The following is a 15,029-nucleotide window of genomic DNA, read 5'->3' as shown; positions in this document are numbered from 1 at the left end:
CTCACGACCGGCGAACCGCGGTCCCCGCGAACATACCGCCATCGATAACAAGTTCGGTCCCGGTCACATAGCTCGATGCGTCGGAGGCAAGGTACAGCACGCCCTGGGCGATCTCCTGCGCCTGCCCGGCACGCCCCAATGGGGTCGCAAGGCGCGCGAGTTCCTGCGGATCGATCGGCGCATTCTGGCCGCTGGAGGCGCCCGGCGGAATCTTCGCCCAAATCGGGGTGTCGATGATTCCAGGATGCACCGAGTTGACGCGGATGCCGTCGCCGAACGAAGCGCATTCCATCGCAATCGATTTGGCGAACAGGCGCACGCCGCCTTTGGTTGCGGAATAGCCAGCCAGCGTCGCTGATCCCCGCAGACCAGCCAGCGACGACATCATGATGATGGAGCCGCCACGGCCGCCCTTACGCATCAGAGGCAGGCAGTACTTCACCGACAGGAATACGCCGTCGAGATTGATGGCGGTCTGCCGCCGCCAATCCGCCAGCGACATCTCGACAATCGAGAGCACGCCGATCCCGATGCCTGCATTTGCAACAAGCACATCCAGCCGTCCGAAGCGCTGCTCGATTTCGGCCACGACTTCCGCCCAACGCGGTTCGCTGGTCACGTCCTGCTGGAGAAATATCGCCTGCTCGCCGCCTGCCTTGCGAATGCCGGCCACAACCTCCGGTCCCTTGAGCTCATCGATATCCGTGACAACGACGGACGCGCCCTCCTGCGCCAGCAGTTCGGCGATCGCTTGCCCAATGCCCGACGCACCGCCCGTGACCAAGGCAACCTTGCCCGCAACCTGCCCTGCCATTTTTCCTCCCATTTGCTTGTTCTTCGTTGGTTTGAACAGTCTAGAGCGCGATGAGATTAGGTTGAATCGTCATGGCGCTCCAAATTCTTTGAAGCACGACCTTTTTGGAGAACCGCTGCACACTTTCCGCATCATGCTCTATCTGATCACACTCGGCCCCTGATCGGGCAGCGCGACGTCGAGCACGCGCAATTGCACGCGCTCCGTTCCCTGGAAACGGTCGATGGCAAGCGAGCCCGCGACATGCAGCGGCTGTCCGCGATTCTGTGTCAGCGCGTTGCCGAGCTTTTGTCCAACCGAGCGGAACGCCATGGCGTTGACGATCGCGCCGTCACCGGATTTGAAGCGCAGCCGCAGATGCGCCTGTCCCACTTCATCGGCGTAGATGAGTTGATGCGATGGCAGCGCCAGCACCGGCTCGGGATTGCCGCTGCCGAACGGGCCGGCGCGATCGAGCGTCTTCGCGAGCTCTGCCGTAACGCCCCGTGCCGAAATCGCGCCATCGATCAACAGTTCGTTGACATGCCGCGCCTGAGCGACGTCGTGGGCCAGCGCGCTTTCCAGATAGGCGCGAAACTCCGCAAGCTTTTCCTTGCGCAGCGTGACGCCCGCGGCCATCGCGTGGCCGCCTCCCTTGATGAGCACGCCGTCAGTGACGGCCTGGCGCACCGCCTTGCCGAGATCGACGCCGGGAATGGAGCGACCCGAACCGGTGCCGATGCCGCCGGGTTCGAGCGCAACCGCGAACGCCGGCCGCGCAAATTTTTCCTTCAGCCGCGCGGCGACCAGGCCGACGACGCCGGGATGCCAGCCCTCGGATGCGGTGACGATCACCGACCCCTTATCCTCGAGGCCGAGCGAGGCGAGCGCCTCAGCTTCGGCCTGCGCCTCGGCATCCTGCTCAATCTGCCGCCGCTCGGTGTTGAGCCGGTCGAGTTCGGCTGCAATCCGCGCGGCTTCCGAGACGTCGCCCTCCAAGAGCAGCCGTACGCCGAGATCGGCACGCCCGATGCGCCCGCCGGCATTGATGCGCGGGCCGAGCAGAAAACCAAGATGCCACGCCTCCGGCGGACCGTTGAGCCTGGAGACATCCATCAGCGCGGTGTGGCCGACATGATCGCGCCGGCGCATCGCGATCAGCCCCTTGGCGACCAACGCGCGGTTGAGCCCGATCAGCGGCGCGACGTCCGCAACCGTGCCGAGCGCCACGTGATGCAGCATGCTGAGCAGATCGGGCTCCGGCATTTCGCTGGTCCAGAAGCTGCGCTTGCGCAATTCGCGGTTGACCGCCACCAGCGTGACCAGCGTCAATCCGACAGCCGCGAGATAGCCGAGCCCGGAGAGATCGTCCGGCCGGTTCGGGTTCACCAGCGCATCCACCTCGGGCAAGTCCGTCCCGCATTGATGATGGTCGATGACGACGACGGACATGCCGAGGCGCTTCGCCTCCGCCAACGGCTCGATGCTGGTGGTACCGCAATCGACCGTGATCAGGAGCGTCGCGCCCTTGCCCGCCAGCATGCGTACCGCGTCGGTGTTGGGGCCATAGCCCTCGAACAGCCGGTCCGGAATGTGGATCAATGGATCGAGCCCACAATGGCGCAAGTGCCAGGCGAGCAGCGCGGCCGAGGTCGCGCCGTCGACATCATAGTCACCGAAGATGGCGACCTTTTCACCGCGCGTGGCAGCGTCGGCAATGCGCCTGGCCGCCGCTTCCATCTGCGTCACCGTGAAGGGGTCGGGCATCAATTTGCGGATGGTCGGATCCAGGAAATCCGGCACCGCGTCGATATCGACATCGCGCCCGGCGAGGACGCGCGCCAGCAGTTCCGGCAGATCATGGCGCTGCGCGATCGCAAGCGCGCGCGCCGCGCCGCGCGCGTCCAGGCGGTCGCGCCAGAGCTTTCCGGTCAGTGATTGGCTGACGCCGAGAAAGGCCGGCGGCGATTCGATCGGTAGTGCGATTGCGGGAACGTTCATGATGCCAGATCGGAAATGAGCACACAGGCTGCGCAACGCGGAAGTGTAGTGGACGGCGTTTTGGCGTGCACCGGCCGGAGCTGCGAATCACACAGGTTCCGTGGTGTTACCCCCAATCGCCGAAAAAAGCAGCGAACTGCCGAATAAACGTGCAGTTTCCGACAGCTAAAACGGGGCGAAAGCGCCGTGAAATTAAATGTGCGTTAGCTCTCATCCGCGACCATGCGCCGACGATTTAACTCAAAAGCTGTTTGATCACGATTCCCGCCCTGGTTGTGATTGCGGGACCAGCGGTACGAGGACATTCGCCAATGTCTGTTGCACTTCAACAGAACCGAGCCAAACCATTTGCCAACACGCCGGCCAAGCCGGGCGCTGCAGAAGAGGACGATTCCGACATTTCCGCGCTGATCGGCCGGCTCACGGCCGAAGTCAACCAAATCGCCATCGACAAGACCAAATCGATCCAGCAGATCACCAACCAGATGAAGATGCTGGCGCTGAACGCGCTGATCGAGAGTTCGCGCGCGGGCGCGCAAGGCGCCGGGTTCGCGGTGGTCGCGCAGGAGGTGCGCGGCGTCGGCCAGCAGGTCGAGGGAATAGCGCGCGAGCTGGAAACCCAGCTCACCAAGCGCACCGCCAATCTCATGACCTCGATCCAGCGCATGGTCGAGCGCTCGCGCGGCGAGCGCCTGGTCGACCTGTCGCTCAACGCCATCGAATTGATCGACCGCAATCTCTACGAGCGGACCTGCGACGTGCGCTGGTGGGCCACCGACTCGGCCGTCGTGGAATGCGCGGCGGCGCCCGAAGCGGCCGCCGTTGCACACGTCTCTGAGCGGCTCGGCGTGATCCTGTCGGCCTATACCGTCTATCTCGATCTCTGGCTTTGCGACCTCGAGGGCAACGTGATCGCCAGTGGGCGGCCCAATCGTTTCAGCGTCAAAGGCCAGAATGTCGCTGCCACCAGATGGTTTGCGCAAGCGCGTGGGCTCGCCTCGGGCGACGACTATGTCGCCGGCAATGTCGAGTGCCAGCCCCTGCTCGGCAACGCGCAGGTCGCGACCTATTGCGCGAGCGTGCGCGCCGACGGCAAAGCCCATGGCAAGCCGATCGGCGTGCTCGCCATTCACTTCGATTGGGAGCCGCAGGCCCGGGCCATCGTGCAGGGCGTGCGCGTCGGCACCGACGACAAGGCACGCGTGCTGCTGGTCGATTCCAATTTTCGGGTGATAGCAGCCTCCGACGGCCAGGGCCTGCTCACCGAACGCGTAACCTTGTCGCTCGAGGGCCGGCGCAGCGGCTTCTATCATGACCGCTCCGGCGCGCTGGTCGCCTTCCACGCCACGCCGGGCTATGAGACGTATAAAGGGCTCGGCTGGTTCGGCGTGATCATGAGCGGAGCTGGATAAGCCAGAGCTTCAGCACCCGAGCCGGTCGGCGATTTCGCCGAAATCCTTGGCCACGATGTCCCAATCGCCCGTGGCCTCGAAGTCTACCTTCTGCAAGGGACCGTACTCGGTCGGGCGCGCCACGAAGGCGGTCTTCAGACCGTGCTTTTGCGCGTTCTTCAGATCGTAATTGTGGGCCGCCACCATCATCACCTCACCTGGCTGCAGGCAAAGCAGCCTGGCCGCGCCGAGATAGGTTTCGGGGTCGGGCTTGTAATGCTCGAACAACTCCGCGGACATGATGAGGTCCCAGGGCAGGCCTGCAAACTTCGCCATGTTGGTGAGCAGCGCCACGTTGCCGTTCGAGAGCGGCGAGATGACATATTTCTTCTTGAGCCGGGTGAGCCCGGGCACGCTGTCCGGCCAGGGATAGAGGCGATGCCATCCCATGGTGAGATGATGCAGATCGGCATCCGTGAGCCCGGAGATGCCGAGTTGGGCGACCAGCTTTTCCAGGGAGCGCCGATGCAGCACGTCGAGGATCACATAGCCGCGCTCGGGATGCTTGCGCACCTCGTCCATCGAGGCGGTGTAGACCGCGCGCCAGCCGTCGACCAACGCGATCCAATCGGCCTTGAGGCCGCGCGTCTCGCCCCATCTGGTGAAATCGTTGATCAGGCTGGTGCGCCAGTCGACGACCGTGCCGAACACGTCGAACACCAGCGCTTTGACGGCCGAAAGATCTGATACGGTCGCTTCCCCTTTGTCTTGTTCTTCGTCATTCCGGGGCGATGCGCAAGCATCGAGCCCGGAATCTCGCGCCGCAACCTCTGGATTCCGGGTTCGCGCTTTGCGCGCCCCGGAATGACGTCCCAAGGACGATGCTTGGGGTTAATCCAGGTGGAACTTCTCGAGCTGGCGGTGCTCGGCCTTGATATAACGAACGGTGCCGGTGACCGAGCGCATCACCACGGTCTCCGTCTCGATCACACCGTCCTTGCGGAACTTGGCGCCAGTCAACAACGATCCGGTGGTGACGCCGGTTGCCGCGAACAGGCAGTCGCCTCTCGCCATGTCCTCGATGCCGTAGATCATCTTGGGATCGGTGATGCCCATCTTGTGGGCGCGCTCCCGCTTCTCATCGCTGTCGAGCACGAGACGGCATTGCATCTGGCCGCCAATGCAGCGCAGAGCCACTGCGGCCAAAACGCCCTCCGGCGCACCGCCCGTGCCGATGTACATGTCGACGCCGGTATTGTCGGGGTCGGCGCAATGGATCACGCCGGCGACGTCGCCGTCGGTGATGAGACGCACCGCAGCTCCCGTCGAGCGCACGCTCTGAATGATGTCGGCATGGCGCGGACGATCCAGAACCAGGACCGTGATCGCGGAAGCGTCAACGCCCTTGGCCTTCGCCAGCCGCTTGACGTTGTCGGCCGGAGAGGCATCGAGCTCGACCAGGCCTTTCGGATAGCCGGGGCCGATCGCGAGCTTCTGCATATAGACGTCGGGCGCATGCAACAGCGTGCCGCCATCGGCGATCGCCATGGTGGCGATGGCGCCCGGCATGTTCTTGGCGCACAGCGTGGTGCCCTCGAGCGGGTCCACCGCGATGTCGACCTGCGGGCCGGCATTGAGCCCGACCTTCTCGCCGATGAACAGCATCGGCGCCTCGTCGCGCTCGCCCTCGCCGATCACGATCGTGCCTTCGATCGGCAGCTTGTTGAGCTCGCGCCGCATGGCGTCGACCGCAGCCTGGTCGGCCGCCTTCTCATTGCCATGGCCGCGCAGCCGCGCGGCCGAGACCGCCGCACGCTCCGTCACCCGCACCAGTTCGAGCGTCAGAATGCGCTCAAGCAACATCTGTGGCGGAACGGAAATATGGGTCGACATCGGCGCACTCCTTAGAAAACTATCTCACGGGCCTTCCGGCCCGCCGTCAATCACCTAACGCGTAATCGGTTCGATTTGGCGTCAATTCTTTTCGATCCTTATGACTTGCGGGCGGCCGCTGATCACCTTGTCGCGCTGGACCGCCTTCAAGGCGCGGTAGACCGCGTCCTCATGGGTAGCATAGGTAATCAAAATAACGGGCACTTGCGAAGCCTTGCCTCCCGTGCGCCCAAGGTCAACACCATTGCTGTGGCGCTGCACGATCGATTCCAGGGAAATCTTCTGCTCGGCGAGCCGGGTGGCGATGGCGGCGGCGGTGCCGGGGAAATCGCGCGCCATCAGGCGGATGTAATAGCCGCCCTCGTGCCGCTCCATCGGCGCCTTTTCGGTCGCGCGGAGCCGGTCGACCGGGCGGCCGAACGGGCTTACCCGCACGCCGCGGGCGACATCGGCAATGTCGGCAACCACCGCGGAGGCAGTCGCGGCACCGCCTGCGCCCGGCCCCACCAAGGTTAGCGGCGGGATGCCTTCGCCGTCGATCGTCGCCGCATTGGTCACGCCCATGACCTGCGCGATCGATGAAGATTTGGGCACCATGGTCGGATGCACGCGCTGCTCGATGCCTTTGGCCGTGCGTACCGCAACGCCCAACAGCTTGACGCGATAGCCGAGGTCACTCGCCGCGCGCAGGTCTTCCGGCGTAATCGACGAAATGCCCTCGACATAAATGGCGCTCTCCGCCACCCTGGTGCCGAAGGCGAGGCTCGCCAGGATGGCGAGCTTTTGCGCGGTGTCGTGGCCATCGATATCGAAAGACGGATCGGCCTCCGCATAGCCGAGCCGCTGCGCATCCTTCAGGCATTCTTCGAAAGACAGCCCCTCCTGCTCCATCCGCGTCAGGATGTAATTGCAGGTGCCGTTGAGGATGCCATAGACGCGGTTGATCGCGGTGCCCGCAAGCCCCTCGCGCAAGGTCTTCACGACCGGGATCGCGGCGCCGACCGCCGCTTCGAAATTCAGCGCCGCCCCGTGCGCCTCGGCGGCCTTGGCGAGCCGCAGGCCATGTTTGGCGATCAGCGCCTTGTTGGCGGTCACCACTGACTTGCCGGCTTTCAGCGCGATCTCGATCGCGGAGAGCGCCGGCTCGCCGGCCCCGCCGATCAGTTCGACCAGGCAATCGACATCAGGATTTTCCGCAAGCGCCTGTGGATCCTTCACCCAGGCGATGCCGCGCAGATCGACGCCGCGCTTTTTTGCCTTCGATCGCGCGGTGACGGCGACCACACGTACGGGGCGCCCACACCGCGACGCCAGGCTAGTGCCCTGGCTTTCGATCAGACGGACGACCTCAGCACCCACGGTGCCGAGCCCCGCTATACCCACTCTCAGGGGTGCGACCATAACAGACTAGACCTGGAAAGACTTTATGCTGCAGGCATGATCTGATCCGAAAACCGGATGCCACTTTTCGGGATCATGCCTACCGCCGGTTGGCGAGAGGAACCACGTTGTGCAACCTTTCGATACCGCTTTCAAGGAAGCGGCGCACGCCGCGGGCGGCCTGGCGGATACGCTGCTCGTTTTCCACCATGGCGATGCGCACATAGCCTTCGCCATGCTCGCCGAAGCCGACGCCGGGCGAGACCACGACGCCGGACTTTTCCACCATCAGGGTCGCGAACTGCATGCTGCCTAGCGTCTTGAATGCTTCGGGCAGCGGCGCCCAGGCGAACATCGAGGCTTCGGGCGGCGGAATCTCCCAGCCGGCGCGACCGAACGATTCCACCAGCGCATCGCGCCGCTTGCGATAGGTATCGCGCATCTCGCGAATGCAGTCCTCCGGACCGTTCAGCGCGGCGGTCGCCGCCACCTGGATCGGCGTGAACGCGCCGTAATCGAGATAGGACTTGACGCGCGCCAAGGCCGCGATGATCCGCTCATTACCGACGGCGAAGCCCATGCGCCAGCCGGCCATCGAGAAGGTCTTCGACATCGAGGTGAACTCGACGGTGACGTCGATCGCGCCGGGCACCTGCAGCACGGACGGCGGCGGGTTGCGATCGTCGAAATAGACCTCCGCATAAGCGAGGTCCGAGAGGATGAAGATTTCGTGACGCTTCGCAAACGCCACGAGGTCCCGATAGAAGTCGAGACTTGCGACATAGGCCGTGGGATTGGAGGGATAGCAGACCACGAGCGCGATCGGCTTCGGGATGGAATGGACGATAGCGCGCTCGACCGCTTCAAAGAATTGCGGGGTCGGCTCGGATGGGACCGAGCGGATCACCCCGCCCGCCATCAGAAAGCCGAAGGCGTGGATCGGATAGCTCGGGTTCGGACACAGGATGACGTCGCCGGGCGCGGTGATCGCCTGGGCGACATTGGCGAAGCCTTCCTTGGAGCCGAGCGTCGCAACGATTTGGGTCTCCGGATTGAGCTTCACCCCGAAGCGCCGCGCATAATACGCCGCCTGGGCCTTGCGCAGGCCGGGAATGCCGCGGGACGCCGAGTAGCGGTCGGTCCGCGGCTTACCCAGCGTCTCCTTCAACTTGTCCAGGACATGGGGTGGCGCCGGCAGGTCGGGATTGCCCATGCCAAGGTCGATGATATCGGCGCCGGCGTTCCGCGCGGCCGCCTTGGCCCGGTTCACTTGCTCAAAAACGTAAGGCGGCAAACGGCGGATGCGGTAAAATTCTTCCATGGCTCCTTAACTCCGGCAACCGGCATGGGCAGAATCGCAATCCCAATGGGGCATTTGCGAAACGAAATCCAACTTGCCAAAAAATCGTGCCAAATCAAGAACCTAGCACGAATTCAGCGGCAAAATTCTAAGCAGTTGCCCTGATTTGCGGTTGAGCATAGTTCTTTTAGCACGGACCGACGCCCGCGCCAGCGCTCACTTCGCGTTGGGATTTTGGGTGGTCGAGGCCTGACGGTCGCGCGCTTTGATCAATTCAGCTTCGATCTTGGCGCGCTGGTCCGGCGGGATCACCGCCTCGTCCCGATCCGGCGGCAGATCATGGACGGGCAGATAGGTCCCGGAGTCCTTTGCATGCGCCGAGGCGTCCGCCGGCGTGCCGAGCGAAGGCATATCGGCAATGGGACTGGAGCAGCCGGCCAGCACAAAGGCCGACAACGCCAACATACCCAATGCAAGCACGGTTGTGTGCCGTCCGACCGACATCGCTTTGGCCAATCCCACTTCGCCGATTTAAGCAGCGCCCAATCTGCCGCAGCTCAAACCATTGTCGCCCGAAACGATTAGAGCCAGAAACAGTAGAGGAGAGCGATAGGGCTGCAATGTGACGGAACCAAGATTGATTGTCGCAGTGCAACACGCGCCACGCCGCAAAAGTTAACTTGAAAACTGCTAGCGCGATCTCGCGGTGACGCAAGCGAAATGAATCGGTAGTGTCTTTCCCATGAACGACGTGAAGATCGATACCGGGCTGACCAAGACATTCGACGCCGAGGCCTTTGCGATGAATCTGGCCCGCGCCATGGAGAGCGGCGGCAAGGCGCTGGCGGCCTATCTGAAGCCGCGCGAGAGCGGCGAGGTCAAAGATAATCCGCCGACCGAGCTTGCCGAGGTGATCAGGACGATGACCGCGGTCGCCGAATATTGGCTGGCCGACAATGAGCGCGCCGCCGACCTGCAGACCAGGATCGCCAAAGGATACCTCGACCTCTGGGGCTCGGCGGTACGGCGACTCGCAGGGCAAGAGGCCGCGCCGGCAATCGCCCCCTCGCCGCGCGACAAGCGCTTCGCCGACCCGGAATGGAAATCGAACCACTTCTTCGATTTCGTGATGCAGCTTTATCTGCTGAGCGCACAATGGGCCCACGATCTCGTGCGCAATGCCGAAGGGCTCGATCCGCACACGCGCAAGAAGGCGGAGTTCTACATCCAGCAGATCGTCAATGCGCTGGCGCCTTCGAATTTCGTGTTCACAAACCCGGAAGTGTTGCGCGAGACGCTGGCCTCCAGTGGCGACAATCTGGTGCGCGGCATGCAGATGCTGGCGGAAGACATCGAGGCCGGCAAGGGTATCCTCAAAATCCGGCAGTCCGATCCCGCCGATCTCCAGCTCGGCGTCAACATGGCGGTCACGCCCGGCAAGGTGATCTATCAGAACGAGCTGATGCAGCTCATCCAGTACGAGCCGACGACGGAGAAGGTGCTGCGTACGCCGCTTCTGATCGTGCCGCCCTGGATCAACAAATTCTACATCCTGGACCTGCGCCCGGAGAAATCCTTCATCAAATGGTGCGTCGACCAGGGCATCACGGTCTTCGTCATTTCCTGGGTCAATCCCGACAGGAGCTTGGGCGCCAAGACCTGGGAAGACTACATGAAGGAAGGCCCGCTCGCGGCGATGGACGCGATCGAAAAGGCCACCGGCGAGATGAAGGTGCATACGCTCGGCTATTGCGTCGGCGGCACCCTGCTCGCGACCACGCTGGCCTGGCTTGCGGAAAAGCGGCGCGTGCGCACCACTTCGGCGACCTTCCTGGCGGCGCAGGTCGACTTCACCCACGCCGGCGATTTGCTCGTGTTCGTCGATGAGGGCCAGATTTCGGCGCTGGAACGCGACATGCAGGAAGCCGGCGTGCTGGAAGGCGCCAGGATGGCGATGGCCTTCAACATGCTGCGCTCGAACGACCTGATCTGGTCCTATGTGGTCAGCAATTACTTGAAAGGGCAGCCGCCGGCCGCGTTCGATCTGCTGCACTGGAATTCGGACGCAACGCGCATGCCCGCGGCCAACCACTCCTATTACCTGCGCAACTGCTATTTGGAGAACAGGCTGTCCTCAGGCACGATGGTGCTCGACAACACCCTGCTCGATCTCTCCAAGGTCAAGGTGCCGGTCTACAATCTGGCGACGCGTGAGGATCACATCGCGCCGGCCGATTCCGTGCTTTACGGCTCGCAATTTTTTGGCGGGCCAGTGAAATTCGTGCTTTCCGGCTCCGGTCATATCGCCGGTGTCGTCAATCCCCCGGCGGCGAACAAGTACCAGTACTGGACCAATGACGAGATTCGCGACATCTCGCTGGAGGACTGGTTGAATGCCGCGCAGGAACATAAGGGCTCGTGGTGGCCGGACTGGCGCGAATGGCTTGCCAGCATCGATGCGGAGGAAGTGCCGGCACGCGCCATCGGCAGCGATGCCTTGCCGCCGATCGAGGACGCACCCGGAAGTTACGTCCGGGTCCGCTCATAGCGAAGGTTTGGCGAAGCTTCTTGCGCTCGGGTATAAGCACACCAGCAACACTGATCTCGAAAGCGCGTAAGAGGGGGAGACGATGGCATCCGGATTGCTGACACCCGAGTTGTTCTGGCTGACCTTGACCGTCATTTTGACGGGCATCTTGTGGATCCCCTACATCGTCAACCGTGCCCAGGTGCGCGGGCTGTCCGGCACGATGGCCAATCCGGCCCGCGACGCCAAGCCGCATGCGCCATGGGCGACACGGCTGATGTTCGCCCACGACAACGCGGTCGAAAATCTGGTGATCTTTGCACCCCTGGTGCTGATCCTCAACGAGATCGACTACTCGACCAAATGGACGGTCTATGCCAGCGCGGTCTATTTCTGGTCCCGCGTCGCGCATCTGATCGTCTACACGCTGGGGCTGCCGGTGTTTCGCACGATCGCCTTCACCGTCGGCTTTCTGGCACAGGCCGTGCTGGCGCTGGCGATCTTCGGGATTTTCTGAGTCCCTCACATCCAGCGCGCGATGAACCCCGCCGCGCTGAGCCGTGCCATAACGTCATCCAGATGGGCCCGATCGCGCGTTTCGATCACGAGCTCGAGCAAGGTCGCCTTGGCCGGCAGATCGGAAAAGGTGCGCTGATGCGAGACTTCGATAATGTTGGCGCCAGCCTCGGCCAGCAGGATTGACACCGCGGCAAGCTGACCCGGCCGGTCCACGAGGTCGATCGCAAGCTGGGTCAGCCGACCCTCGCGCGCCAGCTCGCGGGTCAGGACGGAAGCGATCAGCCTGGTATCGATATTTCCGCCTGTCAGGATGAGACCGACATTGCGACCCGCAAAGCGTTCAGGGTTCGACATCACAGCAGCAAGGCCTGCGGCGCCGGCGCCTTCCACCACCGTCTTTTCGATCGAGATCAAGGTCGCGACCGCCCGCTCGATCTGATCCTCGCTGACGAGCACGACGTCGTCGACCAGATCGCGGATGATGTCCGTCGTGATCTTTCCGGGCGATTTGACCGCGATGCCCTCGGCAAGCGTATCGCCGCGCATCGGCAGCGCCTGGCCGTAGATCGCATTGTACATCGACGGGTAAAGCTGGGCCTGAACGCCGAGGATGCGCAAATCCGGCCGCACGGCACGCGCCGCGATCGCGATGCCGGAGATCAGCCCGCCGCCGCCGATCGGAACCACAAGCGTATCCAGAAGCGGCACCGCTTCGAGCATTTCGGGCGCGATGGTCCCCTGCCCCGCGATGATCAACGGATCATCGTAAGGGTGGATCAGCGTCATGCCGTGGGCCTTGGCATGTGCGAGCGCGAACTCGCCCGCCTCTTCCAGCGTGGCGCCCGAGATCATCACCGCCGCGCCATGCCGCCGCGTGTTTTCGATCTTCACCATCGGCGTGCCGATGGGCATCACGATGGTCGCGGAAATGCCGAGACGCTTGGCATGATAGGCCACGCCCTGCGCGTGATTGCCCGCCGACATCGCGACGACACCGCGCCCGCGTTGTTCGGGTGAAAGGGCCAAAAGGCGGTTCAACGCGCCGCGCTCCTTGAAGGAGGACGTGAACTGCAGATTCTCGAATTTGAGCCAGATCCGGCAGCCGCACATCTCGCCCAGCGTCCGGCTTTCCTCGCATGCGCTAACCAGCACCGCGCCACGGATCGCCGCGGCCGCGGCGTCGATGTCGGCGGGCGTGACTGGCAAGTTGGGCGCGTCTGCGCGCTTATCTTTCGAATCGGTCGGCATCTTGGGCGGCCAATTTTGGCGCCGTCATTCCGGGGCGGTTCGCAGAGCCGAACCCGGAATCTCGAGATTCCGGGTTCGATGCTAACGCATCGCCCCGGAATGACGGCGTGAATGAACTTACGGGAACAGCGCGATCTGCTCCAGCCCGGCGGTTTCCGGAAAGCCGAACATCAGGTTCATGTTCTGGATCGCCTGCCCGGCCGATCCCTTCACCAGATTGTCCAGCACCGAGATCACGATGGCCCGGTTCTTGATGCGATCGGGAAACACGGCGATCTGCACATAGTTGGACCCGCGTACATTCTGGGTCTGTGGCATCACGCCCTTTTTCGCAACATGGACGAACGGCTCGTTGCGATAGGCGTTCGAGAGCGCATCGCGCAGATCATCGACGCTCGCGCCATCGAGTCTGACATAGCACGTGCAAAGTTCGCCGCGTGCCATCGGAATCAGGTGCGGCGTGAAATTCACCGTCACGGCGGCACCGGCGGCGGCGCCGATCTCCTGCTCGATCTCGGGCGCATGACGATGCGTGCCGACCGAATAGGGCGACAGCCCCTCGCCCGCCTCCGAGAACAGCGTGTTCTGCTTCAGCCCGCGCCCGGCCCCGGTCACACCGGACTTGGCATCGATGAGAATGTCGTGCACGTCGATCAGCTTGGTCTTGGCGAGCGGCACCAGGGCCAGCAACGACGCCGTCGGATAGCAACCAGGACAGGCCACCAGCCGGCTCGATGCAATTTTCTTCCGATAGAATTCGGTTAGTCCGTAGACGGCTTCACCTTGCAGTTCCGGCGCGCGGTGCTCGTGTCCGTACCATTTCGCATAGACCTCCCTGTCGCGCAGCCGAAAATCCGCGGACATATCCAGGACCTTGATGGCCGGATTGGCTTTGAGGACCGCGGCGATGATCTCCTGGGTCGTGCCGTGCGGCAGGCCGCAGAACACGGCATCGAGTTGCCTCCAATCGACCTTCTCCCATTCCACGAGCTTGGGCAGGTCCAGCATGAAGAAATGCGGGAACACGTCGTCCATTGCGCGGCCGGCATGGGTGTTTGCGGTCAAGGTCGTGATCTCGGCGTGCGGATGCCGCGCCAGCAGGCGCACCGCATCCGCGCCGGTGTAGCCGGAAGCGCCGAGGACACCGATTTTCTTCTTGCTGCTCATGTTGCGCTCCCTTCATTGCCCGCCGCTTCGTCAGCAAATGCCGCAGGCCTCGCCTCGCGCATCAGATGCGAAATCTGTTGTGCGTTCGCATCGGGCCGCGCGGCCAACGCGGCGCTCACCGCGCGGTAATCCGCCTCGGTCTTGTGCTGGTTGAGCTTGAAACTGCCTTCGACCTCCTCAACCGTCATCACCAAGCCGACGATCGCCCTCTTCATCGCCTCAAACCGTCCCGCCGTCATTTTCGCCGATGTCCAGGGCTTCTTGGGCAAGAGCCGCTCCTCGAACTTGGTGCTCAGCGTATCGACCTGCACCGTAAGCTCGTCATCCGTCAGCACCCGCACCGGACCGGTCAGATGCACGGCCTGATAGAGCCAGGTCGGCACCTGGTCGGGCGAGACGTAGTAGTCCGCCGAGACATAGACGTCGGCGCCGGTGACGGCCAGGAGCCACGACGATGTCGCTCCTGCGAGCTTTATCAGCGGATTGTGACGGGCGACATGAAACGCCGCGCGCGGCGTGCCGTCCTCAGCGTATGAGAGATAGAACGGCAGTGTGGAGGCGATCGGCTTGCTGCCGTCGAAAGCGCAGATGAGCCCAAATCCGCGCGCTTCGGCAAATTTCAGGCAGGCCGCGCGATCGGCTTTGAACATCGGAGGCGTGTACATGTCTCACTCCTATTTGACCTAGGAGCCGCCGAATCGGATGCGCGTTTTCTTTTGAGGAGAATGCCGCAGGATCCAATCCGGCGGCAGAGGCGATGATCTCAAACGCCGACAACCGCCCATGCCGCGTAGGCGCGGCGGCGGCGAG

13 protein-coding genes are annotated in these 15,029 nt (G+C 63.3%); 3 read left to right on the top strand and 10 right to left on the bottom strand.

What is annotated here, in order from left to right:
• Position 1 precedes the first annotated feature (1 nt).
• Together P6U23_RS19845 and recJ are read right to left on the bottom strand one after the other, a co-directional pair.
• The gene (locus P6U23_RS19845) at positions 2-814 is read right to left on the bottom strand and encodes a glucose 1-dehydrogenase (protein ID WP_407174146.1); all 813 of its coding nucleotides are present in this window, start codon (positions 812-814) and stop codon (positions 2-4) included.
• A 138-nt stretch (positions 815-952) separates the two neighbouring features.
• Complete coding sequence (gene recJ, locus P6U23_RS19840; RefSeq protein ID WP_407174144.1) at positions 953-2,794, bottom strand: single-stranded-DNA-specific exonuclease RecJ; 1,842 nt, start codon at positions 2,792-2,794, stop codon at positions 953-955.
• 311 nt (positions 2,795-3,105) lie between these two features.
• On the opposite strand from recJ, the gene P6U23_RS19835 reads away from it, so the two are divergent.
• Complete coding sequence (locus P6U23_RS19835; protein ID WP_407174142.1) at positions 3,106-4,206, top strand: methyl-accepting chemotaxis protein; 1,101 nt, start codon at positions 3,106-3,108, stop codon at positions 4,204-4,206.
• A 9-nt stretch (positions 4,207-4,215) separates the two neighbouring features.
• Here the strand turns inward: P6U23_RS19835 and P6U23_RS19830 are convergent, their stop codons facing one another.
• The 5 genes from P6U23_RS19830 to P6U23_RS19810 all read right to left on the bottom strand — a co-directional run bounded on the left by P6U23_RS19830 (position 4,216) and on the right by P6U23_RS19810 (position 9,262).
• A complete protein-coding gene (locus tag P6U23_RS19830; protein WP_407174140.1) occupies positions 4,216-4,905 on the bottom strand; it encodes a haloacid dehalogenase type II in 690 nt (229 codons plus the stop codon).
• A gap of 171 nt (positions 4,906-5,076) precedes the next feature.
• Complete coding sequence (gene glpX, locus P6U23_RS19825) at positions 5,077-6,078, bottom strand: class II fructose-bisphosphatase (RefSeq protein ID WP_024509740.1); 1,002 nt, start codon at positions 6,076-6,078, stop codon at positions 5,077-5,079.
• Between the two features lie 81 nt (positions 6,079-6,159).
• Positions 6,160-7,479, bottom strand: a complete 1,320-nt coding sequence (locus tag P6U23_RS19820) for a homoserine dehydrogenase (protein ID WP_407174138.1) — start codon at positions 7,477-7,479, stop codon at positions 6,160-6,162.
• 79 nt (positions 7,480-7,558) lie between these two features.
• Positions 7,559-8,779: an LL-diaminopimelate aminotransferase gene (locus P6U23_RS19815; RefSeq protein WP_407174136.1), complete on the bottom strand. Its 1,221-nt coding sequence runs from the start codon at positions 8,777-8,779 to the stop codon at positions 7,559-7,561.
• 195 nt (positions 8,780-8,974) lie between these two features.
• A complete protein-coding gene (locus P6U23_RS19810) occupies positions 8,975-9,262 on the bottom strand; it encodes a hypothetical protein (RefSeq protein ID WP_407181523.1) in 288 nt (95 codons plus the stop codon).
• Between the two features lie 238 nt (positions 9,263-9,500).
• Here P6U23_RS19810 and P6U23_RS19805 point away from each other — a divergent pair, with 238 nt between their 5' ends.
• Both P6U23_RS19805 and P6U23_RS19800 read left to right on the top strand, forming a co-directional pair.
• Complete coding sequence (locus tag P6U23_RS19805) at positions 9,501-11,306, top strand: PHA/PHB synthase family protein (protein ID WP_407174134.1); 1,806 nt, start codon at positions 9,501-9,503, stop codon at positions 11,304-11,306.
• Positions 11,307-11,403: 97 nt separating this feature from the next.
• Positions 11,404-11,802 (top strand): MAPEG family protein, encoded by a 399-nt coding sequence (locus tag P6U23_RS19800; protein ID WP_407181522.1) that lies wholly within the window; start codon positions 11,404-11,406, stop codon positions 11,800-11,802.
• Between the two features lie 5 nt (positions 11,803-11,807).
• On the opposite strand, the gene P6U23_RS19795 is transcribed toward P6U23_RS19800, so the two are convergent.
• The 3 genes from P6U23_RS19795 to P6U23_RS19785 form a co-directional block, all read right to left on the bottom strand.
• Positions 11,808-13,052 (bottom strand): threonine ammonia-lyase, encoded by a 1,245-nt coding sequence (locus P6U23_RS19795; protein ID WP_407174132.1) that lies wholly within the window; start codon positions 13,050-13,052, stop codon positions 11,808-11,810.
• Between the two features lie 117 nt (positions 13,053-13,169).
• The gene (argC, locus tag P6U23_RS19790; RefSeq protein WP_407174130.1) at positions 13,170-14,219 is read right to left on the bottom strand and encodes an N-acetyl-gamma-glutamyl-phosphate reductase; all 1,050 of its coding nucleotides are present in this window, start codon (positions 14,217-14,219) and stop codon (positions 13,170-13,172) included.
• The gene (locus tag P6U23_RS19785; RefSeq protein ID WP_407174128.1) at positions 14,216-14,884 is read right to left on the bottom strand and encodes an FMN-binding negative transcriptional regulator; all 669 of its coding nucleotides are present in this window, start codon (positions 14,882-14,884) and stop codon (positions 14,216-14,218) included. The genes argC and P6U23_RS19785 overlap by 4 nt, the downstream gene beginning before the upstream one ends.
• Positions 14,885-15,029: the final 145 nt, after the last annotated feature.

Source organism: Bradyrhizobium sp. STM 3562 (assembly GCF_045571435.1).
Lineage (GTDB): Bacteria > Pseudomonadota > Alphaproteobacteria > Rhizobiales > Xanthobacteraceae > Bradyrhizobium.
This window is presented reverse-complemented; position numbering and strand designations above follow the sequence as displayed.

Coding starts and splice junctions, on each gene's coding strand:
- recJ (WP_407174144.1), bottom strand. CDS start 2,794: ATGAACGTTCCCGCAATCGCACTACCGATCGAATCGCCGCCGGCCTTT.
- P6U23_RS19785 (WP_407174128.1), bottom strand. CDS start 14,884: ATGTACACGCCTCCGATGTTCAAAGCCGATCGCGCGGCCTGCCTGAAA.
- P6U23_RS19810 (WP_407181523.1), bottom strand. CDS start 9,262: ATGTCGGTCGGACGGCACACAACCGTGCTTGCATTGGGTATGTTGGCG.
- P6U23_RS19815 (WP_407174136.1), bottom strand. CDS start 8,779: ATGGAAGAATTTTACCGCATCCGCCGTTTGCCGCCTTACGTTTTTGAG.
- P6U23_RS19835 (WP_407174142.1), top strand. CDS start 3,106: ATGTCTGTTGCACTTCAACAGAACCGAGCCAAACCATTTGCCAACACG.
- P6U23_RS19820 (WP_407174138.1), bottom strand. CDS start 7,479: ATGGTCGCACCCCTGAGAGTGGGTATAGCGGGGCTCGGCACCGTGGGT.
- P6U23_RS19795 (WP_407174132.1), bottom strand. CDS start 13,052: ATGCCGACCGATTCGAAAGATAAGCGCGCAGACGCGCCCAACTTGCCA.
- P6U23_RS19805 (WP_407174134.1), top strand. CDS start 9,501: ATGAACGACGTGAAGATCGATACCGGGCTGACCAAGACATTCGACGCC.
- P6U23_RS19845 (WP_407174146.1), bottom strand. CDS start 814: ATGGCAGGGCAGGTTGCGGGCAAGGTTGCCTTGGTCACGGGCGGTGCG.
- glpX (WP_024509740.1), bottom strand. CDS start 6,078: ATGTCGACCCATATTTCCGTTCCGCCACAGATGTTGCTTGAGCGCATT.
- argC (WP_407174130.1), bottom strand. CDS start 14,219: ATGAGCAGCAAGAAGAAAATCGGTGTCCTCGGCGCTTCCGGCTACACC.